The organism is Tenggerimyces flavus, from assembly GCF_016907715.1.
GTDB classification, from domain to species: Bacteria; Actinomycetota; Actinomycetes; order Propionibacteriales; family Actinopolymorphaceae; genus Tenggerimyces; species Tenggerimyces flavus.
Genome location: NZ_JAFBCM010000001.1, coordinates 741491 through 766413 on the forward strand (window position 1 = coordinate 741491; position 24923 = coordinate 766413).

General features: G+C 69.9%; 21 protein-coding genes. 12 read left to right on the forward strand and 9 right to left on the reverse strand.

What is annotated here, in order from left to right:
* The first annotated feature begins 240 nt into the window (after positions 1-240).
* The 7 genes from JOD67_RS03675 to JOD67_RS03705 all read left to right on the forward strand — a co-directional run bounded on the left by JOD67_RS03675 (position 241) and on the right by JOD67_RS03705 (position 10638).
* Positions 241-3153 carry a M36 family metallopeptidase gene (locus JOD67_RS03675; RefSeq protein ID WP_205115141.1) on the forward strand — a complete coding sequence of 971 codons (2913 nt, stop codon included), beginning with the start codon at positions 241-243 and terminating at the stop codon, positions 3151-3153.
* Between the two features lie 100 nt (positions 3154-3253).
* Positions 3254-4903, forward strand: a complete 1650-nt coding sequence (locus JOD67_RS03680; protein WP_205115148.1) for a glycosyltransferase family 4 protein — start codon at positions 3254-3256, stop codon at positions 4901-4903.
* Positions 4897-6075 (forward strand): glycosyltransferase, encoded by a 1179-nt coding sequence (locus JOD67_RS03685; protein ID WP_205115150.1) that lies wholly within the window; start codon positions 4897-4899, stop codon positions 6073-6075. The genes JOD67_RS03680 and JOD67_RS03685 overlap by 7 nt, the downstream gene beginning before the upstream one ends.
* Complete coding sequence (gene wecB, locus JOD67_RS03690; RefSeq protein ID WP_205115152.1) at positions 6072-7154, forward strand: non-hydrolyzing UDP-N-acetylglucosamine 2-epimerase; 1083 nt, start codon at positions 6072-6074, stop codon at positions 7152-7154. The genes JOD67_RS03685 and wecB overlap by 4 nt, the downstream gene beginning before the upstream one ends.
* Positions 7151-8560, forward strand: coding sequence for a glycosyltransferase family 28 protein (locus JOD67_RS03695; protein WP_205115154.1), 1410 nt, complete (start codon positions 7151-7153; stop codon positions 8558-8560). The genes wecB and JOD67_RS03695 overlap by 4 nt, the downstream gene beginning before the upstream one ends.
* Positions 8561-8720: 160 nt before the next feature.
* On the forward strand, positions 8721-9740 hold the full coding sequence (locus tag JOD67_RS03700) for a LacI family DNA-binding transcriptional regulator (protein ID WP_205115156.1): 1020 nt from the start codon (positions 8721-8723) through the stop codon (positions 9738-9740).
* Positions 9741-9825: 85 nt separating this feature from the next.
* Positions 9826-10638 (forward strand): glycoside hydrolase family 16 protein, encoded by an 813-nt coding sequence (locus JOD67_RS03705; RefSeq protein WP_205115158.1) that lies wholly within the window; start codon positions 9826-9828, stop codon positions 10636-10638.
* Here JOD67_RS03705 and JOD67_RS03710 read toward each other — a convergent pair.
* The 3 genes from JOD67_RS03710 to JOD67_RS03720 form a co-directional block, all read right to left on the reverse strand.
* A complete protein-coding gene (locus JOD67_RS03710; protein ID WP_205115160.1) occupies positions 10635-11972 on the reverse strand; it encodes a hypothetical protein in 1338 nt (445 codons plus the stop codon). The genes JOD67_RS03705 and JOD67_RS03710 overlap by 4 nt on opposite strands.
* Positions 11973-12042: 70 nt before the next feature.
* Entirely contained in the window at positions 12043-13470 is a 1428-nt protein-coding gene (locus tag JOD67_RS03715; RefSeq protein WP_205115162.1) for a family 20 glycosylhydrolase, read from the reverse strand.
* 4 nt (positions 13471-13474) lie between these two features.
* Positions 13475-15382 (reverse strand): endo-beta-N-acetylglucosaminidase, encoded by a 1908-nt coding sequence (locus tag JOD67_RS03720; RefSeq protein WP_205115164.1) that lies wholly within the window; start codon positions 15380-15382, stop codon positions 13475-13477.
* A gap of 132 nt (positions 15383-15514) precedes the next feature.
* Here JOD67_RS03720 and JOD67_RS41675 point away from each other — a divergent pair, with 132 nt between their 5' ends.
* Positions 15515-16801, forward strand: coding sequence for a YibE/F family protein (locus JOD67_RS41675; RefSeq protein WP_307782264.1), 1287 nt, complete (start codon positions 15515-15517; stop codon positions 16799-16801).
* Between the two features lie 61 nt (positions 16802-16862).
* On the opposite strand, the gene JOD67_RS03730 is transcribed toward JOD67_RS41675, so the two are convergent.
* On the reverse strand, positions 16863-17498 hold the full coding sequence (locus JOD67_RS03730; protein WP_205115165.1) for a GNAT family N-acetyltransferase: 636 nt from the start codon (positions 17496-17498) through the stop codon (positions 16863-16865).
* A 41-nt stretch (positions 17499-17539) separates the two neighbouring features.
* Between JOD67_RS03730 and JOD67_RS03735 the strand changes: the two genes are divergently transcribed.
* The 3 genes from JOD67_RS03735 to JOD67_RS03745 all read left to right on the forward strand — a co-directional run bounded on the left by JOD67_RS03735 (position 17540) and on the right by JOD67_RS03745 (position 19434).
* Positions 17540-17938: a hypothetical protein gene (locus JOD67_RS03735; protein WP_205115172.1), complete on the forward strand. Its 399-nt coding sequence runs from the start codon at positions 17540-17542 to the stop codon at positions 17936-17938.
* Positions 17939-18019: 81 nt separating this feature from the next.
* Positions 18020-18517, forward strand: coding sequence for a hypothetical protein (locus tag JOD67_RS03740; protein ID WP_205115174.1), 498 nt, complete (start codon positions 18020-18022; stop codon positions 18515-18517).
* The gene (locus JOD67_RS03745; protein ID WP_205115176.1) at positions 18514-19434 is read left to right on the forward strand and encodes an alpha/beta hydrolase; all 921 of its coding nucleotides are present in this window, start codon (positions 18514-18516) and stop codon (positions 19432-19434) included. The genes JOD67_RS03740 and JOD67_RS03745 overlap by 4 nt, the downstream gene beginning before the upstream one ends.
* Before the next feature lie 39 nt (positions 19435-19473).
* Here the strand turns inward: JOD67_RS03745 and JOD67_RS03750 are convergent, their stop codons facing one another.
* Positions 19474-20394 (reverse strand): LysR family transcriptional regulator, encoded by a 921-nt coding sequence (locus JOD67_RS03750; protein ID WP_205115181.1) that lies wholly within the window; start codon positions 20392-20394, stop codon positions 19474-19476.
* Positions 20395-20467: 73 nt separating this feature from the next.
* Here JOD67_RS03750 and JOD67_RS03755 point away from each other — a divergent pair, with 73 nt between their 5' ends.
* A complete protein-coding gene (locus JOD67_RS03755; protein WP_205115182.1) occupies positions 20468-21379 on the forward strand; it encodes an EamA family transporter in 912 nt (303 codons plus the stop codon).
* On the opposite strand, the gene JOD67_RS03760 is transcribed toward JOD67_RS03755, so the two are convergent.
* Genes JOD67_RS03760 through JOD67_RS03775 form a run of 4 tightly spaced genes read right to left on the reverse strand, consistent with a single transcriptional unit; the run spans position 21339 to position 24860 of the window.
* Positions 21339-22532 carry an MFS transporter gene (locus tag JOD67_RS03760; RefSeq protein WP_205115183.1) on the reverse strand — a complete coding sequence of 398 codons (1194 nt, stop codon included), beginning with the start codon at positions 22530-22532 and terminating at the stop codon, positions 21339-21341. The genes JOD67_RS03755 and JOD67_RS03760 overlap by 41 nt on opposite strands.
* Positions 22532-22927: an MAPEG family protein gene (locus JOD67_RS03765; RefSeq protein ID WP_205115185.1), complete on the reverse strand. Its 396-nt coding sequence runs from the start codon at positions 22925-22927 to the stop codon at positions 22532-22534. The genes JOD67_RS03760 and JOD67_RS03765 overlap by 1 nt, the downstream gene beginning before the upstream one ends.
* Entirely contained in the window at positions 22924-23895 is a 972-nt protein-coding gene (gene gshB / locus JOD67_RS03770; RefSeq protein ID WP_205115188.1) for a glutathione synthase, read from the reverse strand. Before gshB ends, JOD67_RS03765 begins: the two co-directional genes overlap by 4 nt.
* The gene (locus JOD67_RS03775) at positions 23892-24860 is read right to left on the reverse strand and encodes a glutamate-cysteine ligase family protein (RefSeq protein WP_205115190.1); all 969 of its coding nucleotides are present in this window, start codon (positions 24858-24860) and stop codon (positions 23892-23894) included. The genes gshB and JOD67_RS03775 overlap by 4 nt, the downstream gene beginning before the upstream one ends.
* Positions 24861-24923 lie beyond the last annotated feature (63 nt).

Consider the following 24923-nt stretch of genomic DNA (forward strand, 5'->3'; position numbering starts at 1 on the left):
GCGAGATCTCACGGAGAGTCACCAATATGGGCTGCTGCGCCGTAGATGCCCACGTCGAGAAGGCGACGGCTAAGGCCGCCGACCGGTGCGACTCGGCGACACGGTCTCAAAGTTTGGGACGTCCTGAACCTGCCAAACGCCAGCAGACGGCGGTCAGTGGTCGTAGTTTTCATCCCGCGCGGCATTCGCGTTCCCACACCCCAGGAAGCTCGTGGGGATCTCTTCGGAGGGGGCACCACCATGCATTTCGGGAAGTCTGGCCGGTCGAAGCGTCACATTCGCGGCAAACCGGTCCTGTTGGGAGGGGTCGCGGCAGCTGTCGCGATCGCAGTGAGCCTCGCGCCCACCGGCGCGGTGGCCGCAGGAGGCGACTCGGCCAAGGCAGGGAAGAGCGCCGCGACCGAGGCGAAGGTCGCCGGCGAGACGCTCGGCAACTACGACGCCCGGACGGAACCCTCGGTCAAGCCGGCGTTGCAGCGCGCGGCGGCCCTGAAGGCGGCCCAGCCGAGCGTGAAGAGCTACCGCAAGGGCCTCGGCGTCGAGGGCATCGTCGCGATCGACGGCCTCACCGGTACGCCGAAGCAGGTCGCGCGGACCGACGGCTTCCTCACCGGCGCGAGCAAGGCCGGCGCGGAGTCCATCGCCCGTTCGTACGTCAAGAAGAACGCCGCCGCCTTCGGGCTCTCGGCGGCCGACGTCGACCGGCTCACGCTGCGCAAGACGTACACCGACGTCGAGGGCACCCGGCACCTGTCGTTCATCCAGACGGTGAACGGCGTCACGGTGTTCGGCCAGGGCCTCAAGGCGCACGTCGCCAAGGACGGCCGGCTGGTCAGCATCGACGGCTCGCCCGTCGCCGGTCTCCCGACCAGCGCCGCCGCGCCGAAGCTCACGCCGACCCAGGCGCGCGGCGCCGCGGTCGAGGACGCGTTCGCCAAGCCCAAGGCCGCCAAGGCGACCACGGCGAAGAACGCCTCCAAGACGACCGAGTTCGCCGGCGGCGACCAGGCGAAGCTGGTGCAGTTCAAGGCCCCGTCCGGTCTGCGCACCGCGTGGCAGACGATCACCAGCCCGTCGAACGACCAGATGTTCATGCACGTCATCGACGCCGCGACCGGTCGCGTTCTGTACCGCCGCGACCTGATCCAGCACGACAGCGCGAAGGTCGTCGAGAACTACCCCGGCGCCCCGCGCGGCGGGAAGTTCAAGAACGTCGACCTCCCCGCGAAGTGGCTGCCGAAGAACTCCCCGCGGCTCGCCGGCAACCCCGCGCACGTCTGGTCCGACCTGAACGACGACAACCTCGCGCAGCCCAACGAGGAGATCACCAAGGCCGCGCCGCGTTCGTTCACGTTCCCCTTCACCCGGTTCCCGCTCGCCGACCCCGACTGCACCGCGTTCGTGTGCACGTGGGACTCGACGGTCCCGAACTCGTGGGAGACCAACCGGAAGAGCTCCGGCACGCAGCTCTTCTACTACATCAGCAAGTTCCACGACCACCTCGCGAAGAAGCCGATCAGCTTCACCCGTGAGGCCGGCAACTTCGAGGCCGTGGACGGCGACGCGGTCGAGGGCAACGACCTCGACGGCGCCAACACCGCCGCTGGCCTGCCCGACGGCAACCACATCAACAACGCCAACTTCGGCACCCCGCCGGACGGCACGTCGCCGCGCATGCAGATGTACCTGTTCCGCAACCCCGCGGTCCCCGGTGACCCGTGGGTGGCGGCGATGGGCTCGTACGCGGCCGACATCGTCTACCACGAGTACGGTCACGGCCTGTCCAACCGGCTCGTCGTCGACGCCGACGGCATCTCCACGCTCGGCAGCGCCCAGGCCGGCGCGATGGGCGAGGCGTGGAGCGACTGGTACGCGATGGACTTCCTCAACAACGAGGGCTACGAGCGCGACACCAAGGCCGAGGGCGAGCTCCGGGTCGGCCAGTGGGTCGGCGCGGGCCGCAACCAGATCCGCGAGCAGCCAGTCGACTGCAAGGTGGGCAGCACCTCGCCGAACTGCGCCGGCACAGCGGGCGGCGGTCCGGGTGGGTTCACCTACGGCGACTACGGCAAGATCTCCGGCGGTCCCGAGGTCCACTCCGACGGTGAGATCTGGGTCCAGACGCTGTGGGACCTGCGCGAGGAGATCGGCACGAAGAAGGCCGAGAGCCTCGTGACGCGGGCGATGGAGCTGTCGCCGGGAAACCCGTCGTTCCTCGACATGCGGAACTCGATCCTGCAGGCCGACCAGGTCGTCAACCGTGGCAAGGCGCACAAGGCGATCTGGAAGGTGTTCGCGCAGCGCGGCATGGGCTACTTCGCGGGCTCGGTCGACGGTGACGACCAGGCTCCGGTGGAGTCGTTCGCGCTGCCGCCGAAGGCGAACACGCCGACCGGCACGCTGTCCGGTACGGTCACCGACTCCGACGCCGGTACTCCGGTGGCCGGCGCCGTGGTCGCGTTCGGTGGGCACAACTCTGGGTTCGGCGGCGACTACGCGGCCGTGACCGCGGCTGACGGCACGTACACGATCAGCGGCATCTTCGCTGGTACGTACCCGAAGGTGTTCTCGCGCGGACCTGGCTACGAGGTCGTCGTGGCGACCAAGTCGATCAGCAACGGCGCGAACACCGCCAACTGGCAGCTGCGCCGCGACTGGGCAGCCCTCGCCGGCGGTGCGACCGTGGTCGACACGAACGACGACTCCGGCGCTCCGTTCGGCTGTGGCGCGGCGGCGATGTTCGACATGTCGCAGACGAACGGTTGGTCGGCGGTCGCCGAGCACGTGGGTCCCGGCCCGCTCGACATCGAGCCGCGGTGGGTGATCCTCGAGCTGCCGACCGCGATCGACGTCTCCGAGGTGACGATCAACCCGTCGAACACCTGCGGTGACGCGGGCAGCGCCTCGACCAGCAAGTTCACCTTCGAGACGTCGGTGGACGGGACCACCTGGGTCGCGACCAGCGGCGACTTCGGGGTGGACGACCGCAAGGCGACGCCCGTGGCGCTCAGCAGCGGCACGGCCGACGTCAAGTTCCTCCGCTACACGATGCTGTCGACCCAGGTCGAAGACCTCGGCGGCACCTGCCCAGGCGCGTTCTCCGGATGCGACTGGGTCGACTCGACCGAGATCGCGGTCTACGGCGCGCCGTGACCGCCAGCCCCGGCTGAGTAGCTGAGTCGTTGCCCCGGCACCCGTTCCTACGGTGCCGGGGCAACGCCGTTCTCGGGGGGCTCTACTAGATTCGACCCCCATGACGCTCGCGCACCGGCTCACCGACGCTGGCCGCGCCCTGCTCCCGCGCGGCGCGAGGCGCCGGCTGCGCCAGCTGCAGCACGCCGTGATCGGGCGCCGCAACAACGCCGGCCTGGCCGGGGCGAAGGCGAGCTTCGGTGCCGGCGCGTACGACGAGGCCGCCGCCACCGTCGCCCAGGTGCTCGCCCGCACCTCGGACAACCTCCCGGCCCTCGACCTCGCCGCCAAGGTCGCGGCCAAGCGGGGCGAGTTCACCGCGGCCGGCAAGCACGCGGTCCGCAGGGCCGAGCTCACCGGCGACCTGGACCACTGGACGTACGCCCGCAAGCTGGTCGGCCGCGTCCGCGAGACCGACCCCCGCTGGCTGCCCGCGCTGACCGCGAGCGCGCCGGCCAAGCCGGACGGCAACGCGGTGCTCTACCTCGCCAAGGAGTCCCGGCCCTTCCTCCACAACGGCTTCTGCACGCGTACGCACGAGTCGCTGCAGGCGCTCATCAGGCTCGGCCGCGACGTGCGCGGCGTCACGATGCCCGGCTTCCCCGGGATCCTCGGCGTCGACGACGCCCCCGACCACAGCGAGGTCGAGGAGGTCACGTACCACCACCTCCTCCCGCACGCCGGCAGGTACCTCGCGGACCTGGCGTACGACGAGTACGTCGAGCTCACCGCCCGTACGCTCGCCGGCGCCGTCGCCACATACCGGCCCGCGCTACTGCACATCGCGTCCGGGCACCGCGGGTACGAGGGCGCGCTCGCCGGCAGCGCGGTCGCGAAGTGGGCCGGCATCCCCTGGCTGTACGAGGTCCGCAGCTTCTTCGAGACGACGTGGACCGACGACGCGCGCTACGTCGAGAGCGCCGAGTACTACCACCGGCGGTTCGACACCGAGACGCGGATGATGCGCGCGGCGGGCCTGGTCATCACACTGTCCGGCCCGATGCGCGACGAGATCGTGCACAAGCACGGCGTCGACGAGGCGAACGTCCGGGTCGTCCCGAACGCCGTCGACCTGTCCCGGTTCACGCCACGCGAGCGCGACGAGGAGCTCCGGCGCAAGCTCGGGTTGACGGGCTCGTTCACGCTCGGCTACGTCAGCAACCTGTCCCATCCGCGCGAAGGCCAAGAGGTCCTGATCGAGGCCGTCGCGAAGCTGAAGAGCCAAGGCCGCAAGGTCACCGCGCTGATCGTCGGCGACGGCAGCCGCCGGCAGGAGCTCGAAGGCCTCGCCCGCCGGCGCGGGGTCAAGGACTGCGTGGTGTTCACCGGCAACGTCCCATTCGACGAGGTCGCCGGCTACTACGCGCAGATCGACCTGTTTGTCGTTCCCCGCATCGACGAACGTGCCGCGCGCATGGTCTCGCCGATGAAACCGTTCGAGGCGATGGCCATGCGCGTCCCGCTGCTGATGGCCGATCTGCCCGCGCTCGCCGAGATCACCGGGACGAACGAGCGCGGCCACACGTTCCGTACGGGCGACGCGGACGACCTCGCCACCCAAGCCGCCAAGCTCCAGGACGACCAAGCAGAGCGGGAGAAACTCGTCGAAGCCGCCGCAGCGTGGGTCGCGAAGGAACGCTCGTGGAGCGCCGTCGCCGAAGCGTTCGCCAAGGCGTACGACGACCTGCTGGACAAGGCCAAGGCATGCTGATCACGAGACAGTTCGGCGCCGACAAGGTCGTCGCGCACGACGACGCGCTGCGGGCGCTGCTCGAGCGCGACTGGACCCGCGAGCGCGGCGGGCTGCTCGCGTACTTCCCGGTGAACGTCGGCAACCCGTTCCAGGCGCTGCTCTACAGCGGGCTCGACGCGGCCAACCTCACGCCCGTCCCGACGCACGACCCGCAGACCACCAAGCAGGTCGCGCTCGCGCTCGAAGGCAGCGGCCTCGACCTCGTCGTCCACCTGCACTGGCTGAACGTCGTCCTGGCGAAGGCGAAGGACGAGGCAGAGGCACGCGAGGCCTCGAAGCGGTACCTCGGCCAGCTCGACGACCTGCGCGAACGCGGCGCGCGGCTGCTCTGGACCGTGCACAACATCCTCCCGCACGAGGCCCACTTCACCGACCTCGAAGTCGAGCTGCGCAAGGGCGTCGTCGAACGGGTCGAACGGATCCACGTGATGAGCGAACGCACCCAGGAGCTCGTCGCGCCGTGGTTCGACCTCCCCGACGACAAGCTGATGCCCGTTCCGCACCCGTCGTACCTCGGCGTCTACCCGACCTGGATGCCGCGCGCGCAGGCCCGGCAGCAGCTCGGCATCTCGCCGGACACGATCGTGTTCCTGCTGGTCGGCCGGGTGAAGCCGTACAAGGGGATCACCGAGCTGCTCGACGCCTTCGACACGCTCAGCGAGCGGGAACCCGGTCGCTACGAGCTGCTCGTCGCGGGTCCGCCCGGGCACGAGGACGAGACGAAGGCGTTCAAGGAACGGCTGCTCGCCCACCCAACCGCACACGGAGCGTTGCGCAAGCTCTCCGACCAGGAGCTGCAGGTGTTCTGCAAGGCCGCGGACGTCGCGGTGTTCCCGTACCGACGCTCGCTCAACTCCGGAGCGTTGTCGCTGGCGCTCACGTTCGGCCTCCCCGTCATCGTGCGTGACGACGGAGGGGAGGGCGCGCGGATCGAGTCGTCATACGGCATCCTGTATGGCGGCGAAGATCCCGACGGGCTGGTCGCCGCGCTTGCCGACGCGCGGCGGTTGCTGACGCCGGAGGCGCGCGCGAGTGCCGCGGAAGCGGCGGAGCGGCATGCCCCAGCGCGTGTGTCCGGGGCCTTCGCCGCGGCAGTTCGGCACTGGCTCGACAGCGAAAGGGCACTGTGACAGTCGTCCACATCACCGGGGCGCGGCCGAACTTCCCCAAGGCCGCGCCGGTCATCCGCGCACTCGCCGCACGGGGTCTCGAGCAGCGCCTCGTTCACACGGGTCAGCACTACGACGACAAGCTGTCGGAGATCTTCTTCCGCGAGCTCGACCTGCCGCGCCCGGACGTCAACCTCGGCGTCGGCTCGGGCAGCCACGCGTCGCAGACCGCCGCGGTGATGATCGCGCTGGAGGAGCTGTTCCTCGCTTCGCGCCCTTCGCTGGTGGTCGTGTACGGCGACGTGAACTCCACGGTCGCCGCCGCGATGGTCTGCGCGAAGATCGGCGTACCGCTCGCGCACGTCGAGGCCGGGCTGCGCAGCTTCGACCTCACGATGCCGGAGGAGATCAACCGCAAGGTCACCGACGCTCTGTGCGACCTCGCGCTGATCACCAGCCCGGAGGCGTGGGGGCACCTCGCCCGCGAGGGCGTCGCGGACTCCAAGATCCACTTCGTCGGCAACCCGATGATCGACACGTTGCTCGGGCAGCTGGACCGGTTCGACCCGGCGCCCGTCCAGGCAGCTCACGCGCTGACCGGCCCGTACGCCGTCGCGACGCTGCACCGTCCGGCGAACGTCGACGACGTCGCATCCGCGCAGGCGCTGATCCAGGCGATGCACAAGGCCGCCGACGTGGTGCCGATCCTCATCCCGCTGCATCCGCGCGGACGGGCCCGCTTGATGGACCTGGGCTTCGGCGACCATGCGGGCATCCGGGTGGTGGATCCGCTGGGGTACGTCGAGTTCATGTCGCTCGTGCGCGGCTCGGTTGCGGTGGTGACGGACTCCGGCGGTGTGCAGGAGGAGACCACGGTGCTCGGCGTACCGTGCCTGACGTTGCGGCCCAACACCGAACGCCCGATCACGATCACGTCGGGGACCAACAAGCTGGTCACCGCGGCGGCGCTGCCGGACGAGCTGCGCGCGGTCGTCGAGGCTGGCCGGCCGGCAACCTGGCCCGTTCCGCCTTTGTGGGATGGGAAAGCGGGCGAGCGGATCGCGGAGGTCGTCGTGACCTGGTTGGCTGGCCGATCATGAACGCGGCGCCCCGGATCGTGCTCGCGACCAGCAACGGCACGGGCATGGGCCACCTGGCCCGGCAGGCGGCGGTCGGGATCGCGCTCGGCGATCGCGCGGAGCCGGTCGTGTTCTCGCTGTCGACCGCGGTGCATGTGGTCGGCCGGCACGGGCTGCGGGCGGAGTACTGCCCGAGCCACCACCGCGGCTGGATGCCGCACATGGTGTGGCACCGCTACCTCGGCGAACGGGTCGGCGCTCTTCTTGAAGAGACGGCGGCGCGGGTCTTCGTCTTCGACGGCGTCTCGCCGTACCTGGGGCTCTTGCGGGCGCGGGCCGCACACCCGGACGTGGCGTTCGTGTGGGTGCGGCGCGGGATGTGGCGGGCTGGTGCGAACGAGCGAGCACTGGCGGCGCGGCCGTTCTTCGACCTGGTCGTGGAGCCCGGGGACATCGCCTCGGATGCCGACGCTGGGGCGACGTCGTCCTTGGAGGACGCCGTACGCGTGCCGCCGATCACCGTGCTCGAGCAGGCGCCCTTACTGTCCCGTGCGGAGGCTTGTGCGGCTCTGGGTCTGGACCCAGACCGGCCGGCGGCCTTGGTGACGCTGGGCGCGGGGTCGATCAATGACGTGGTGACGCCGGCGGTGGAGGCGATCCGCGCCTTCCTCGCCGATCCCGACTGGCAGGTCGCGGTGACGCGGGCTCCGTTGGCGAAGGCCGGGTTGCCGGCTGCCGACGCGGCGCGGGTGCGCGAGCTGGTGGACGTGTACCCGTTGGCCCGGTACCTGTCGGCGTTCGACGCGGCGGTGTCGGCGGCGGGCTACAACGCGGTGCACGAGCTGCTGCCGGCGCGGGTGCCGACCGTGCTGGTGCCGAACCTGTCGACGGCGACGGACGACCAGCTGACGCGGTCGCAGTGGGCCGCGGACGTCGGTTTGGCCTTGCGGGCTGACGGATCTCCGGGCTCGATCGAGTCGGCGGTGAAGGGTTTGCTGGACCCCGCGACGCGCGAACGGCTGCGGCTGCTGTGCGCTCAGCTGCCGGCCCACACGGGCGCTTCGGCGACGGCGTCGCTGCTTTCTGAGCTGGCGCAGACGTTCGACGGCCACCGCGCCTCGACGGGTGAGCGGTTGCGTACGGTCGACCTCGCCGCCCGCGCCGCCGCGATGCGCGGCCTCGGCCCGCATGGGACGACGCTGGTCCGTCGCGCTCTGGGCCGCGTGGCGGTCGCCGGGCCCTCGCGCCCGCTGGCGATCCACCCCGTGGTGACCGAGGACCTCAACCCCGCGGTGCTGATGGCCGACCACCCCGTCGAGCACATCCTCCCGGGCACCTCCCCCGCCTACCGCACCCGCCGCATGGAGATCGCCCGCGACGCGTACCGCTGGCCCGAGAACGCCACCCCCGTCGCCACCCCCGCCTAGCGCCACGCCGCCGGTCCGACCCCCGGGCCAATGATCATGTTTACATGATCATTGGCCCCTTTACGCGGGGTACACGCCAGGTAGAGGGGCTACAGGCCGTGTGAGGCGACCCACCGCGCTCATCCGGGATGCGGCCGCTGCGTAGCTCTATCCTTCGGGGATGGCACCCCGTCCCCCCAAGCGCCGGCCGACGATCGCCGATGTCGCGGCCGCTGCCGGGGTGTCGAAGGGCGCTGTGTCGCGAACGTTCAACGGTGGTGCGCGAATCAGCGCCGCGACGCGGGAGCGGATCCATGCCGCGGCCGCGCAGCTCGGGTGGATGCCGAGTGCCGCCGCGCGGGCGATCAATGGGGCACCGGCGCAGGCGATCGGGCTGATCCTGCGCCGCCCGGCGGAGTTGCTCGAGCTCGACCCGTTCTTCCCCGCGTTCCTCGCCGGTGTGGAGTCCGTGCTCGCGCGGCACCAGTACTCGGCGATCCTCCGGTTCGTCGAGAACGCCGCGCAGGAACGTTCCGCCTACCAGCAGCTGATCGCCGAACGACGCGTGGATGGCTTCTTGCTGAACGACCTCCGCCAGCCCGACTTCCGCCTCAAGCTGCTCGCCGACCAGGACGCCCGCGTGGTCGTCGTCGGCAAGCCCGGCCGCGGCTGCCCGTTCCCGAGCGTCGACACCGACAGCGCGGCGCAGGTACGCCAGCTCCTCGTCCACTTCATTATCAACGGACACAGGGAAATCGCCCACGTGATGGGTGCGCCCGACCTCGGGCACGCTAAGGATCGCGAGCGCCTGTGGCGGAAAACAGTCGCCGAGTTCGGACTCACCCCTGGCAACCTCGAAGTCGGGCACTTCACCGCCGCAGGCGGCGCGGCGGCGACGCAGAAGCTGATCGCCAACAAAACAAGGCCCACCGCGATCTTCTACGCCAACGACGTGATGGCCGTCGCCGGGCTCGCCGTCCTCAAGGACGCGGGCCTGAACGTTCCGGACGACATCGCCGTCGTCGGCTTCGACGACATCCAGCTCGCCTCGCACACCTCGCCGACGCTCTCGACGGTGCGCTGCGACTACCGCCTGCTCGGCCGGACCGCCGCCGAACTGCTGCTCTCGACGATGGCGGGCAACGCGGTCGAGCGGCAGACGCTGCTGCCGGCGGAGATCCGTTGGCGGGCCTCGAACTGAGGTACGTACCACTTGCGACGGTTGGCCCGATTGAGGTATACCGGTAAACCATCAATGCACGCACACGATTCCACGGGGGTCGTCAATGAAAGCGCGCAGTAGGTTCATTCTGGCCAGTGCCAGCCTTCTCATCGTTTCCCTGCTCGCGCCGGCGGCGAACGCCGCGCCGGGCGACACCGCCGCCGAGCGGTTCGGGTGGGGTGACCCGTTGGCTGGCTCCGACGAGTTCAACTACGGCTCGGAGTCCGCGCCGGCCGTTCCCGACCAGTCCAAGTGGAGCCTCGCCGGCGGTGGCGTCGACCAGTGCTGGCCGGGCCACGCCGGCAACGGCCGCCGCTGCGACGCGAACACCCGCGTCTTCGGCGGCTTCCTGCGGCAGACCGGCGAGGCCGACGGCGACTCCGGCTGGCTCGCCTCGAAGAGCGGCCGGCAGTACGGCCGATGGGAGGCGCGGATCCGTTCGACCAACACAGGAAGCGCGAACGGCCGCGAATACCACCCGCTGCTGATCATCTGGCCGGACTCCGAGCAGTGGCCGGAGGACGGCGAGTACGACTACCTCGAGAACGGCGCGCCCGGAGCGGACTGCGCGGAGTCGTTCATCCACTACCCGCACGACGCGAACGTGGCGGTGCAGCAGGAGTTCAGCCGCGAGTCCGACTGCGGCGCGCCGCTGACGGAGTGGCACAACGTCGCGTTCGAGTGGACCGCGGAACACGTCGCCGGCTTCATCGACGGCGAGGAGTGGTTCCGCTTCTCCGGCGGCGCGAACGACGTCCGCGAATGCATCCAGTGCATGGCGTCCGGCCACCAGACCATCCAGCTCGACAACTTCTACGGCGGCGACATGACGCCGGCGACGTATGAGCTCGACTGGTACCGCGAGTACGCGGTCTAGTTGGAAGCGACCTCGAAGCTGTAGTACCGGCTCAGGCTTCCGTTCCCGGCCCGGTCGGACGCGTAGACGACGAGGGTGTTCACTCCGATGCGCTCAGGAGTGAACGAGACCGTCACCGGCCGACCGGGAGCGGAAGGTCGCGCCGTCCTGTGCGGCCCGCCGTTGAACGCGTAGGTGTACTGGGTGACGTCGCTGCGGAGCCCGTTGCTGAACGTGAACCGCCCTGGAACGCCCACCCCGCCGCTGCCGGTGGGACCGCCGGAGCTCGTGTCGGGGTAGTCGGAGGAGTGTACGGACGGCATCGTGGGTGCCACGGTGTCCACGCTGAAGGAGCACCACGGGCTCCACGCCGACAGGTCCGTCCCTTCCTCGGTGGGTTCCTCGGTTCTGACCCGCCAGCGGTAGGTGGACCCGTTCCGGATGGTGCCTTCGGGCACGTTGACCATCGGTCGACCGCCCGAGTAGGTGGTGGTCGCGGCGTAGCTCCAGAGTGCCGGCCCGCCCGTCGCGGCGGTCAGCTCGAAGCGTGGGACCAACCCGGAGACACCCATGCCGGCGTCGTCGGGATCGGTCACCAGCGCCTGGAGCCGAGGCGTGCTGGTCGAGATCGGCGTCGGGAACAGGTCGGTCCCGCACGGCGCCCCGGCTGGCAGCTTCAGCTCGGTGGGAACGTTCGGCGGGGTGTTGTACTCGACGATGAGATTCGGGTACGGGGCTGGCAGCTCGGTGTCGTTGTCGAAGACGCGCCAGCCGTTGCCATCCTTCTCGTTCGCCGAACGGAGACCGAGCACGATCACTGGCTGACGAGCTGCCGCGACGGCCTCCACGCCGGCCTCGACGTCCCACTCCGGCGTCTTCGCGCCGGGGCATTTGCCTTGCTGGCCGTGCACGGTCGAGTTGGAGTAGAGCGTCTGCAGCCACTTCGGGCCCGGCCACGCCGTCGTCGAGGTGAAGTTCTCGGTCCGCCCGACCTCGACCGCTGGCCCGAACGTCGTCGCCTCGCAGTCCTCGTTCGGCGAATGGATCAGCTTGTGCTGGAACGTGGCGGAGAGAATGTGCTTGCCGGCGAGCGCGGAGGTGGAGAAGCGGTAGAACGGTCGCGACACCTTCTTCGTCGACGCGTAGAGGCCCACGTCCGCGTGCTTCGTGGTGTCGTTGAGGGCACGTTCGCCGTTGCTCGACACCGTCAGCCAGGAGCCGTACGTGCGTACCGATGCCGCTCCCGCGGGCGACGGCTCCGGCTTGGCGGCGCTCACGTTCGCGTTCGGCAACGCGAGAACGGCCATGCCACCGATGGCGACGGCCACCACGACACGACGGAAGACACGACCCATCGATGCACCCCCCGGCGCAAGATTCCCCAACCCTGGCAAAGCTTGCGCAGCATCGCAGACCCGGTCGGGCTTAGTCAATGGATCCGATCGAGGGAGAGCGGAAGTAGGGCCAATTCTGGCTGTCCCACAAGGGGACCTGGGCGGCGAGGCGAGGTGCGTACGTCTCCCAGGTCCCGCCGGTGGGGCTCCAGGCGCGCTCGGCGATGCCGGGGAGGCGGGGCAGGATGAGGTGCATGGCGTCGGCGAACGACTTGACGGACTCGCACCAGAGCGCTGCTTCGACGCCGGCGATCGAGGACTCGGGCAAGCGCGGGTGCACGGTCGCCGGGTCCCAGTCGTAGAACTCCGCGACGGTTTGCCTTGGATAGAACGGCATTCCGAGGCGCGGGTCGGCCTCAGGCTCGGCGTACGGCGTGTCGAGGTACGCCTTCGTGCTCAGCGACACGATGACGTCGTTGCCGAGGGCCATGGCCCGGTCGATGTCGCCCTGGGACTTGGGGAGCACCTGCAGCATCGCGACCAGGGTTTCGGGCTCGATCGTCTTGCCGTCGGGCAGGGTGATCGGCTCAGTGGGAAGCTCTGTCGGCAGCGGTCCGGCGAACTCGAGCCAGTACTGCACGAGATCGCCCGCCTCGAGCGCACCGCTGCGGGTCGCCTCCTGCCACACGACGAGCTGCTTGCCGAGCGCGGGAACGTACGGCCGGACGAGCGCCATGAACCGTTCGTACAGCTCCTCCGGCATCCCGAACGTCTCGTCGCCACCCAGGTGGAGGTACGCACCCGGCGTCAGCGCGGCGAGCTCTGTCAACACGTCCTTGACGAAGCCGGCGACCTGCGGATGGTCGGGATGCAGGTAGGTCAGGAACGGGTTGCCGTCGACGCCCTCCGCGGCGAGCTCGGGATACGCCTCGAAGACAGCACCCGTGTGGCCGGGCAGGTCGATCTCGGGAACGATCGTCACGAAGCGCTCAGCGGCGTACGCGACCAGCGCCAGGTACTCGTCCTTCGTGTAGAAGCCATCGGCCCCGGTCAGCTTGGGCCACGCGTCGATCTGGATCCGCCACCCCTCGGAGTCGGTGAGGTGGAGGTGCAGAACATTCGCCTTGTAGAGCGCCAGCAGCTCGATCACCTGCCGCACCTCGTCAGGCGGGAAGAACCGCCGCGAGGTGTCGAGCGAGAGCCCGCGCCACGCGAACCGCGGCCCATCCAGAACGCGCACCGCCGGCACCACCCCGTCGCGGTCCAGCTGCCGCAGCGTGGTGAGCCCACGGAAGATGCCCTCAGCGGTGGGAGCGAAGACCTCGACCCGACCATCCGCCGCAGTCAACCCATACCGCTCCCCTTGCGGGTCACCCAGGTCAGCCCGCCGCCCCAACGTCGTCGGCAGGACGCGCAGCTCGTCGGGAGTGAAGTCGCGCAGCACCACCTCGACCGGAGGATCGTGCAGCCGCCCCTCGCCAACCTCCGCGACCACCGGTGCGGGAACGATCTCCACCATGTGATCAGTTGCTCGCTCGGCGGCTGCGGTTGCCGTTGGGGTCGATGGCTTCGATCTCGACGTCGTTGGGCTGGGCGTGGAGCTCGGGGCCGACGTACTTGGCTGGGTAGGAGGTCGTTCCGGCCCAGCGCCGGTTGCCGGACGTGTCCTTGACGAAGATGTTGTAGCGCACGTTCTTCGTCGACGACGCCTTCCAGGTCACGCGGAGGCCGCCGTCGGTGGACGGGACCACCCGCACACGCGAGGGCGCGGAGGGGTGGGAGGAGGACGTACGCAATGCCAGCTCGCCGACGTGCACGTCGACCGACGAAGCAGACGAAGAGGACAGGCGGAGGCCGATGCTCGTCAGCGTGCGGCCCGCGTACTTCGACAGCGAGGCCGACAGCGAGGTCCAGCTGGAACGAGCTTTGCCCAACGGGACAACGACATCGCGGCCCGGCCGGTCGGCGAAGCGCAGCACCGCCGACAGGCGCACCGAGCCCGACGCCACCACGGACAGGCGAGCGCCATGCGGCACGCGGGCGCGCGCGGCGAACAAGGGAACGTCAGCGGCAGAAGGCAAAGCTCCAGAAAGCCGGAGCGAAGAGCCGCCGTTCCAAGCAGAAGCGAAGTCGTAGTCCACCGTCAACGGCGCACCCCGCACCAGCCACCGCCAGGTGGGCAGCACGTCCTGCGCAGCCAGGTCGTTCCACTGCAGCCGCTGCAACACCCGGCCGTCCCGCGCGTACGACAGCCCACGCCCCGTGGAGAACGACGTCACGAACGGCAACCTCGTCACCGGCGAAGACTCACCGATCTTCGACGACACACCCCGCCATCCGTCGGCGTCAGCACCAGACAAGGAGGGATCGCGATCCGCACCCACCCAGAAGCGCGTTTCCCGAGCAGCGAACTGCGTCTTGTCCTCCGTCCCCGTCAACGTGAAGTCCGGCCGATACAACGCCACCGACGCGCCAGAAGGAGAAGCAGCCGGATAGATCGCATCGAAGTCAGGCTGCACAGCGAACTGCCGCCACCCCGTATCCACCCCGAAGAAGAGCTCAGCAGGCGACCGCGTCATAGACCGCGCGTAGGCAGCAGAAGCAGGCAGGTCAGGCAGATCCCACCGGAAGTCCACGAACATCAGATCCGAAGCAGCGAAGAACGAGTCGTTCAAGTCATCCAGAGCCCCACGCCACCCGACAGCACCGGTCTCGTTCATCGCGTCGTACCAGACCACCCGAGACCCGTGAGCCTTCAGCTCCACGATGAAGTCGCGCATCAGAGCGGCGGAGGCAGCGTCCGTCCCGTCCGTCTCCTGGTTGATGAACCACCCCTCGAACCCGTAGTACCGCGACACCTCCGCGAGCTTTCGAGCCAACGGGAAGGACCCCGAAGCGTCGCGCACCAACAGGTCCTGCACCCACGAAAGCTGCCCGCCGTACACGACCGGCGGGAAGAACACCGTGCCGTACACGGGCACGCCGTTCCGGTGCGCGGCATCGGTCACGGTCGGGTTCGGCGCCAGGATCAGGCCCTCGCTCGCCGAGCCGCCCCAGAACACCAGCGTGTCGATGTACTGCCAGAACTCCGACGTGTAGTAGTCGAAGTTCGCCGACCCCTGCGACGGGTTCCCGTCGGTGTTGGCGAAGACAGACAACGCCAGCAACCGGCGCGAGGCGGCGGACGGGTTCGCGGTCGTCAGGGCGTCCTGCACCCGCGGCACCAGCGGCGTCACGCTCCTGTTGAACGGAGCGTCGGCATCCGTCGCGGGACTCCAGGTCAGCAGGTCGCGCGGATGCCAGTTCGGCGCGTACGGCTGGCCGGGTCCGGCCACGGCCGCCCCGGCCGAAGGCTCGGACGGCAGCAGCAGGGCAGACGCCGAGACCGCCGCGGCGACCATGACAACTCCGACCAACCGGACCAGCTTCACGGCTGCCTCCCCTGAGTCGACAACGACACCCACGACGACCGGCAGCCCATCCTGCGGGTTCGACCAACGTTCCGTAAAGGACCCCGAGCCGCTCACCGGCCCGCCCACGGCACCCGGCTAGGGTCGAGACCTGTGACCCCCAGCCACCGGGCCGACACGCCGCGGCATGAGAACGAAGGCCACGGACACGGCCACGGCGGAACGCCGGACGAGCCGCCCACACCGGAGATCGCAGCCGTACGTCGCCGCGCGACCACGATGCTGCTGCTCATCGTCGTCCCGCTGGCGATGGCCACCGCGCTGGGCGTCCTCCTGCTCTGGCCCGACGGCAACGGCCCGCAGGACCGCAACCTCGACACCACGTACGTCACCCCCGGCGGCACCCTCCTCGACGCGACCGTCACCAAGCTCGAGACGTTCCCCTGCGGCGCGGGCGACGACGCGCCCCAGACCCCGGGCGACGACGACCTCACCTGCGTCCGCGCGCAAGTCCACCTTGACACCGGCCCGCAGCAGGGCAAGACCGTCACGATCGACCTGCCGCCGGAGCTGAACCGCGCCGGCATCGACACCAAGGACCGCATCAGGCTGTTGCACGTCCCGGTCGGCGACGACCAGGAGGACTACTACGCGTTCGTCGACTTCATCCGCGGCATTCCGATGATCTGGCTGGCCATCGCGTACGCGATCGTGGTCGTCGCCGTCGCAAGACTGCGCGGCCTGCGCGCGCTGCTGGGCCTCGGCCTGGCGTACGTGATGCTCGTACTGTTCATGCTGCCAGCGCTCCTCGATGGCGAGAACGCCTTGCTGGTAGGGCTTGTCGGCTCGTCGGCGATCATGTTCGTGGTGCTCTATCTCGCGCACGGACTGTCAGCACGGACGACAACGGCCTTACTGGGAACGCTGTTCGGCCTCATCGTCACCGCGCTACTGGCCTGGTGGGCAACCGACGCGACGCAGCTCTCCGGCATCGGCGGCGACAACGCGTGGATCTTGCTCTCGTCGTCGCGGACGCTCGACCTGTCCGAGATCGTGCTGTGCGGGATCATCCTCGCCGGCCTCGGCGTGTTGAACGACGTGACGATCACCCAGGCATCGGCGGTGTGGGAGCTGTACGAGCTGTCGCCCACCATGTCCGCCAAGCGCCTGTTCGCTGGCGCGATGCGCATCGGCCGCGACCACATCGCGTCGACCGTCTACACGATCGCCTTCGCGTACGCGGGCGCCGCACTCCCCGTCCTGCTGCTGATCTCGCTGTACCAAAGACCGTTCACCACCGCGATCACCAGCGGCGACCTGGCCGAAGAGGTGGTCCGAACGCTGGTCGGCTCGATCGGTCTCGTCCTGGCGATCCCCATCACCACGGCGATCGCCGTAGCGGTGGTCAAAGCCGTGGGCACGACGCCGACCCGGAGTTGAATGAAGGGCACCTTCATTCAATAGGTTCGAATGAAGGTGCCCTTCATTCGAAACGTCCGGGCTAGAGACCGAACATGTCCCGGCAGGCCTCGAGCCCGTGGATCTCCACCGGCGCGAACCCGCGAGCCTCGAACTGCTCCCGCGAGATCCGATACCGCTGCAGCGTGAAGGCCTCGCCGTTCGTCGCCACCCGCAGGATCCCGTCCTCGACGTACCCGAGCTTCCGCGACACGGCATGCGAAGCCTTGGCGTCCGTCCGTGCCGAGGACGTCGCGTACGAGGACTCCAACCCCGAGAAGACGAACCCGAGCATCGCCGCCCGCATCAGCGTCCCCAAGCCCCGCCCTTGATGCGCACGCGCGACCCAGGACGCCGTCTCGACCTCGCGCAAGACATCGAACCCCCGCGCCCAAGCCAGCTGGTGCCCCACCGTCTCGCCGTCGACGACCGCCACCAGGTCGAGGACCCACTGCTCGGGCTTCCAGCCGGACCACGCGTTCCAGGCCCGCTGCAGGAACCGCCGCGACCGCAGCGTCGGCGTGTCCTCCTTGACCGCGAACGCGGGGACCGAAGGGTCGTAGTCCTCCTTGGCGGCGTGCGCGGCCAGCGTCATCAGGTCGTCGTCGTTCGGAAACCGGAGCTCGAGCCCCGGAGTGGTGATGCGCAGATCGCGCAGCGGCCAGGGAGACTGATCCATGCCGGGAGTATGCCGGTCGACGACGAAGGATGGGAACGGGGATGAACGCGCAGAGCAAGGCCGGACCGGCCGAGCTGTCATTGGTCGCGCTGCTCGCGATCGGCGTCTGGTGGCTGGTGCTCGGCTGGAACTGGGACGTCGTGCCGGCCGGTACGCCGAACGACTTCACCGACCCGCACAGCACGCTCGACTGGGTCCTAGTCGGGATCGCCGTGCTCGTCGGCGCCGCCTGGCTGGGCTTGCGCGGCCGCCCGTTCGCCGCCGTGCTGATGGTCGTCGTCCCGATCGTCGCGCTGTCCGCGTGGCGGATGGCCGACGCCGAGACCATCGGCGCCAACCTCTGGCCGATCGGCGCGCTCGTACTGCTGCTCGCGTACGGCGCCACCGCCGCCGCCGGCTCGGTCCTAGGCCTGGTCGTCCGGCGCGCCCGCGCGAAGTGAGATGAGGCATGCGCGACGCGCACCGCATCGATGCGCAACGCTCGCTTGTCCACGCGGACAACCAGTCCTAGCGTCGAGAACGTGATCCCCCAAGCCGAAGCGATCCGGCGTGTCTGCGAAGACCATGCGGTGCTGGCGAACGAGATCGCCGCGGTCGACGACCTGACCAAGCCGTACCTCGTGAACGAAGGCCCGCTCGGCGACTTCTGCGACAGCCTGCACGACCTCGTCGCCCACGTGCTGATGTGGGACGAGATCAGCCTCGCCGTGCTCACCGATGCCCGAAACGCCCGTACCCATTGGAGTCTGGACCAGCGCTGGGAGACCAGCGAGGCTGGACTGCTGCTCAACCAGAGCGGCGTCGCGGCAGGCCGCGAGGTCCCCACGGAGCTGCTGGTGCACCGGTACGAGAGCGTTCGCGCCGCCCTGCTCGACGAGCTCCAGTCGGACGGCTGGAACGACGACGTCAAGCTCGAGTTGGCACAGGAGCACAGCGTCGGCTCGCTCGCCGAGTACGTCATGACCGTGCCGAACAACCCGGCGTTCTGGCACGCCGCCATCCACCTCGGGATGCTGTGAGCGTCCGCAGTGACCCGCGGTTCGCCGTCGAGACCGAGGCGTTCCTCGAGCTGCTCGGCCCGCGGGACGAGCCCGTCAGCCTCGACGACCTCGTCGCCAGCCGTACCGCGCCGCGCAACCCCGCGTTGTTCGGGACGGCGCCACCGATAGCCATCCGCGAGGACCTCGTCCTCGACCTCCCGGGCCGCGACGTCCGCGCCCGCCTCTATCGCGACGACGCGGAGACACCGGCGCCGCTGCTGCTGTGGCTGCACGGCGGCGGCTTCGTCGCCGGAGCGCTCGACGACGTCGACGTCGTCTGCACCGGTTTGGCCAAGCAGGCAAGGGTGAACGTCGTCTCGCTCGACTACCGGCTCGCACCCGAGCACCCGTTCCCCGCCGGCCTCGACGACACGTACGACGCGATCGCCTGGCTGCACACGCACAAGGCAAGACTCGGTGGCGACGGCGAGGTGCTGGCGGGAGGCCAGAGCGCCGGCGCCAACCTCGTCGCCGCGGCCTGCCTGCGCGCCCGCGACGAGGGCGGCCCGCGCGTGGCGAGGCAGCTGCTCTGCTATCCCTCCGTCGGGATGCACCGTGACACCGCGTCGCAACGGCTCTTCGACGGCGTCGTCCTGAACAGCAAGCACTCGCACTGGTTCGACGAGCTCTACCTCGCCGGCCAGGAGGTCACGCCGTACGTCGCCCCGCTCCAGGCGCCAAGCCACGCGGATCTCCCGAGAGCGCTCGTAATAGGCGCCGGCCGCGACCCGCTCCGCGACGACGCCCGCGACTACGCCAAGGCGCTGGAGAACGCGGGCGTCGAGACGGAGTACGTCGAGTACGCCGACACCCCGCACGCGTTCTTGCAGTTCGCCGGCATGCTGCCCACCGCGGTGCGCGCGGCGATCGGCGACCTCAGCGTGTATCTGCCCTAGCGCTGACAAACAGCGCGTGCTCACGCGTTCGCTGACCACTCAGCGTGTATCTGCCCTAGCGCTGACGACATCCGCGACCGACTGCAGCGCCTTCACCGTGGCGGAGATCGCCGGCCGCGTGCCCACCTGCTTGCGCCAGACGACGTACACCGAACGCAGCAGCCTGGGTTCCGTACGCAGCAACACCACGCCCGGCGGCACCGGCCCGCGCCCTAGCCGCGGGTAGATCGCGAGGCCGAACCCGCCCGCGATGAGCTTCAACTGAGTCTCGTACTCCGCCGCCATGTGCACGATCCGCAGCTCGGCGTCGTACGAACGCACGGTGTGCACGAGCAGGTCGTGACACACCGCGCCGGGCGGCGACGTCACCCACGGCTCGCCGATGAGCTCCGCCACGTCGACGACCTCGCGATCGGCGAATCGATGCCCTGCCGGAACGACCACGTCGGCCACGTCGTCGAGCAACGTCGCGCGCTCCAGGCCGTCGGGCAGGCCGAGCGGCAGGCTGTGCCAGTCCTGCACGATCGCCAGGTCGAGCCCGCCTCGCACCACGTCCCGCAGCGCGGCCGGCGGCTCGACCTCTTGCATCGAGACGGTGAGCCGGGGATAGCGCTCGCCGAGGACGCCGAGGGTTTCGGGCAGCAGTCCGCGTGCCGCGGTCGCGAACGCGCCGATCGAGAGCTGGCCGACGACCTGGCCGCGATGCGCCTCGAAGTCGGACTCGGCCCGCTCGACGAGCCTGAGGATGCCGTCGGCGTGCTCGACGAGCAGCCGGGCGGCGTCGGTGAGCCGTACGCCGCGGCCGTTCCGCTCGATCAGCTGGGAGTCGGTCTCGCGTTCGAGCTTGGCGAGCTGCTGGGACACCGCGGAGGTGGTGACGTGCAACGCGGCGGCGGCCGCGCTCACCGAGCCGTGGGTCGCGACGGCGTGCAGCGCGCGGAGGCGGTCGACCTGGAGCATGTAGCAATGCTAACCAATGGGGTCCACCAATACTCGCTTGTCCTTAAACGATGGCGGGCGAAGACTGGGACATATGCGCCCCCGCCACGTCCTGCTCGCGCTGATCGTCGCCGCGATCTGGGGCTTCAACTTCGTCGTGATCGACGTCGGTGTGAACGAGTTCCCGCCCCTGCTGTTCGCCGCGCTGCGGTTCGCGGTGGTCGCGATCCCGGCGGTGTTCTTCGTCGGCATGCCGAAGGTGCAGTGGCGGTGGATCCTGCTGATCAGCGTCGGCGTCTGCGCGGGCCAGTTCGGCCTGCTGTTCACGGCGATCCACGCGGGCATGCCGGCCGGCCTCGCGTCGCTGGTGCTGCAGGCACAGGCGATCTTCACCCTCGTCCTCGGGTCGATCTTCCTTGGCGAACGGATCCAGCTGCGCCAGGTCCTCGGGCTCGCGATCGCGTTCGGCGGCATCGCGCTCGTCGGGTTCGACCTCGGCCAGGGCAGCCCGCTGGTCGCGTTCGCGCTGTGCATCGGCGCCGCGGCGGCGTGGGCCGTCGGGAACGTCGGCATCCGCAAGGCGCGGGCGACGAACATCCTGAACATGTGGGTGTGGGTCAGCCTGCTCGCGCCCGTACCGCTCCTCGCGTTGTCGCTGGTCTTCGAAGGGCCGCGGGCCGACCTCGAGGCGCTGCGCAACCTGTCATTGCCGGGGATCGCGTCGCTCGCGTACATCGCGTACATCTCCACGCTGGTGGGGTACGGCATCTGGGGCGTGCTGATGCGCCGCTACAACGCCGGCGTGGTGGCGGCGTACGCACTGCTGGTGCCGATCTTCGGCCTGTCGTCCGCGGCGGTGTTCCTGGACGAACGGATCACGCCGACGCGCATCGTCGCTGGCGTGCTGATCGTCGGCGGGGTGGCGCTGACGAGCCTGCGGCTGCGGAGGAAGAAGGCCGAGCCGGTCACCGAGCCGCAACGCGACTCCTACGCGACGCCAGGCTGAGCCGCGCGACCACGACGCACGCGACGGCCCCCAGCGCGAAGGACGCGCGTGGGTCGGCGTAGGTGCTGATGACCGACGTGATCGGCCCGCCCGCGGCCATCCCGCCGATCAGGACGCCGCTGAACGTGGCCATCACCCGGCCGGTCATCGACGGTTCGGCGGACTGCAGGACGGCGATCACCGCGGTGATGAGGATCGACCACGCAAAGCCCACCCCGGCCAGGCCGACCAGCGCGACCGGGAACGTGGGCGCCGCCGCGACGACGGCCAACGCCGCGGCCATACCGAGGCTGGCCCGGAGGATCGCCTTCGGACCCGGTCCACCCAGGGCGGCCGCCGTGATCGCGCCGAACAGGCTCGCCGTGGCCGAGGTCGTGAACGCGATCCCGACCAGCCCCGGTCCGCCACGCAGCGGTCCCTCCACGAAGATCGGTACCGACACCTGGAGGGTGAAGCCGAGCGTGGCGACGACGGCGATCGCGAGCATCGCCGTACGCAACGCCGGCGCCTGCCAGACGTACCGCAGCCCTTCTCGGATCTGGCCTGGGGCCCGGGCCACCCGAGGCGACGGGCCGACCCGGATCGTCCACAGAACAACGACATCCACGCCGAACGACACCGCGTTGACGGCGAACGCGACCGTCGGCCCGACCGCTGCCACTAGCGCCGCGCCGAGCGCGGAGCCGACGCTCATGCCGAGCAACATCAGGGTGCCGGTGAGTGCGGACGCGATCGACACGAGCTCGGGCGGGAGGAGCATCGGCACCAGGGCCCGCCGGGCCGGGGTGTCGAGCGCGTTGATCACGCCCCAGACCGCGGCGAGCACGAACACCCACGGCAGGGTCAGCCCACCCGCGTACGCCAGGACGGCGTACGCGGTCGCGACCAGCCCGAGCCCGGCTTCGGCGAGCATCAGCAGCCGCCTGCGGTCGTACCGGTCGACGAGCGCGCCGAACCACGGCCCGAGCACCAGGCTGGGCGCGTACTGCAGGGCCACCACCCACCCGAGCGCGCTGGGATCCAGCTGGACGACGACCCAGGACAGCCCGACCACCTGTGCCCACGAGCAGGTGACCGAGGGCAGTTGCCCTGCCAGGTAACGCCGAAAGGCCGGGACGCGCAGTGCGGCGACCGCCGGGTGGGCGCCGGCCATCAGAGGCTGAAGGCCAGGGCGACGGCGAGCGCGACGCCGAACAGGTACGTGCCCATCGCGCCCACCATGCGCAGCTTGCCCTCGGCGGCCAGGGTGCGCGCGGTGATCATGCCGTACGCGTGCAGCAGCCGGGCGAGGGTGGCACCGGCGATGAGCGGGATGGCCACGACGATCGGGCTGCGGGCGCCGACCAGCAGGAACAGCACCATCAGGATCGGGATGTACTCGACGGCGTTGCCGTGCGCTCGTTGGGCGATCAGCAGCGGGCTGGCCGGGTCGGTCGGCATCTGGGAGCCGCCCGTCTTCGCGGTGACGCCGCGCATCCGCGAGACGTTGAAGCCGAGGACGAACACCAGGGCGGCGAGGATCGCGGTGCAGATGAGGGCGATGGTCATGCTGTTCTCCTGTGGGTGTGGGGTGCGAGGACGTCGTCGAGCAGGTCGGCGCAGAGCGTCCAGCCGAGGAGCGCGTCGGCCTTGCGGAGCGCGCCCACGCTGGTGACGTTGACCTCGATGAGGTAGGGACCGATCACGTCGAGGCCGGCCAGGTGGATGCCGTACCGGCGCAACGTCGGCGCGAGGCGTTGGCAGATTTCCCTGTCCCGCTTGGTGATCGGCGCTTCAGCGGTCGGGTTGCCGATCCGGAAGTCGCCGGCGACCGGGAAGCGGTGCAGTGCGCCGACCGGTTCGCCGCCGAACATGAAGATCCGTTTATTGCCGGCGTCGACCTCGCGGAGGTAGCGCTGGACGACGACCGCGTGGTCGCCGTTGCCCGTGGCGATCTCTATGAGGGACGTGAGGTTGGGGTCGTGGCGGTCGAGCCTCAGCACGCCGCGACCGGAGAATCCGTCGACGGGCTTGACGACTGCCCCGTCGTGCTCGGCGACGAACGACCGGATGGTGCGCGCGTCGGCGGTGACGATCGTTGGCGGGATGAGGTCGGGGAATCGCAACGGGAGCAGGTGTTCGCTGCAGACCCGGATGCCGGTGGGGTCGTTGACGATCGCGGTGCGCGACGGGTCGAGGAGGTCCAAGATCAGCATCGCGGTCGTGTAGACGTCGTCGACGGGTGGTTCGGTGCGTACGAAGACCGCCACCATGTCGTCGAGCCAGACCTGCTGCGGCACGGTCGCGGTGAACCAGGGGTCGGGCACGGTCCAGCGGTGCCCCTCGCTCGGTCGCGACGGCGCCAGTCGGACGCGGCGCGCGGTGGCGCGGGCTCGGCCGTTCACGGCCTCGAGCTGTCCGGCCTCGGTGACCCAGACGTCCGCGCCCCGTTCCTGCGCGGCGTGCATGAGCCCGACGGAGGTGTCGATGGAGGCGTCCAGGGACTCCAGCGGGTCGACGACGAACGCGATATTCATGCGGCACCTACCAGGCTCGGGCGGACGATCTCAAGGAGGTCGGCGGTCTGCGGCGACCGCCCGGCGGCGGACTCGTTCCACGCCTGTTGCAGGTCGCCGACTCGCGGCATCAGCAGGTCCAGCGCGGCCCGCCTCGCCTGCGCGTCGTACAGCAGCGTCTCGACCGTGGTGATCGCTTCGCCGATGCGCTCGAGCGGTTGGGCGTCGAGGTAGCGGAGCTCGAGGTAGCCACCGCGTGGCCGGACGGGCGGGAACAGCGTCGTGAGGTGGTAGCACGCGTCCTCGGTCTCCGGGATCGGCAGCTGGGGTGCGGCCTTCGCGAAGTCCAGGTACGCCCCGATCGGGTCGGTCGGGTCGAGGTACCGCCCGTCGTAGCCGGTGCGGCGGAGGTCGGCGCGCTGCCAGATCCTCGTGCGTTCGCCTTGGGAGTTGTCGAACGCGGCGGCGAGCGCCGGGCCGGCGAGGTTGGCGACGAGCCACTGCTCGTGACCGGCCTCGCCCGGGAACAGGTCGACGGCAATCTGCAGCGACGCGGTGAGCCGCATCATCCGCCGGCCCTCCGGCCCGACCTCGTCGAACGCCTCCTGCATCGCGAGGTAGCGCGGCTTCGGCGTACGCAGCGGGACGTCCGCGCAGGAGTGGTACGGGTTGACGCCCTTCGTCTCCAGCCGTACGCCGCGCTCGTGGGCGATGGCGGTCGCTCGTCCGATCAGGGTGTGCACGTCGTGGATGAGGCGTGCGCGGCTGTACCTCGGAGGCGGGCTGAGCTCGAGCTGCCCGCCGGGCTCGAACGTCGGGCGCGCGGCCTCGACGAAGGCGGCGTCGAAGCCCGCTGCCAGTACGGCCGGGTCGACGGGACACGACTCGGCCGTGTCGGTCACGGTGATCAGCTCGATCTCGACGCCCACCCCTCCGGGGCGTCGGGCCGGTGCGAAGAGCCGTTCGACGGCGTCTGCGATGTCCATGCCCGCACGTTCCCGCGAACGGCGGCGCGCCACATCAGTGCTGGTACGCAATCGGGCACTGAG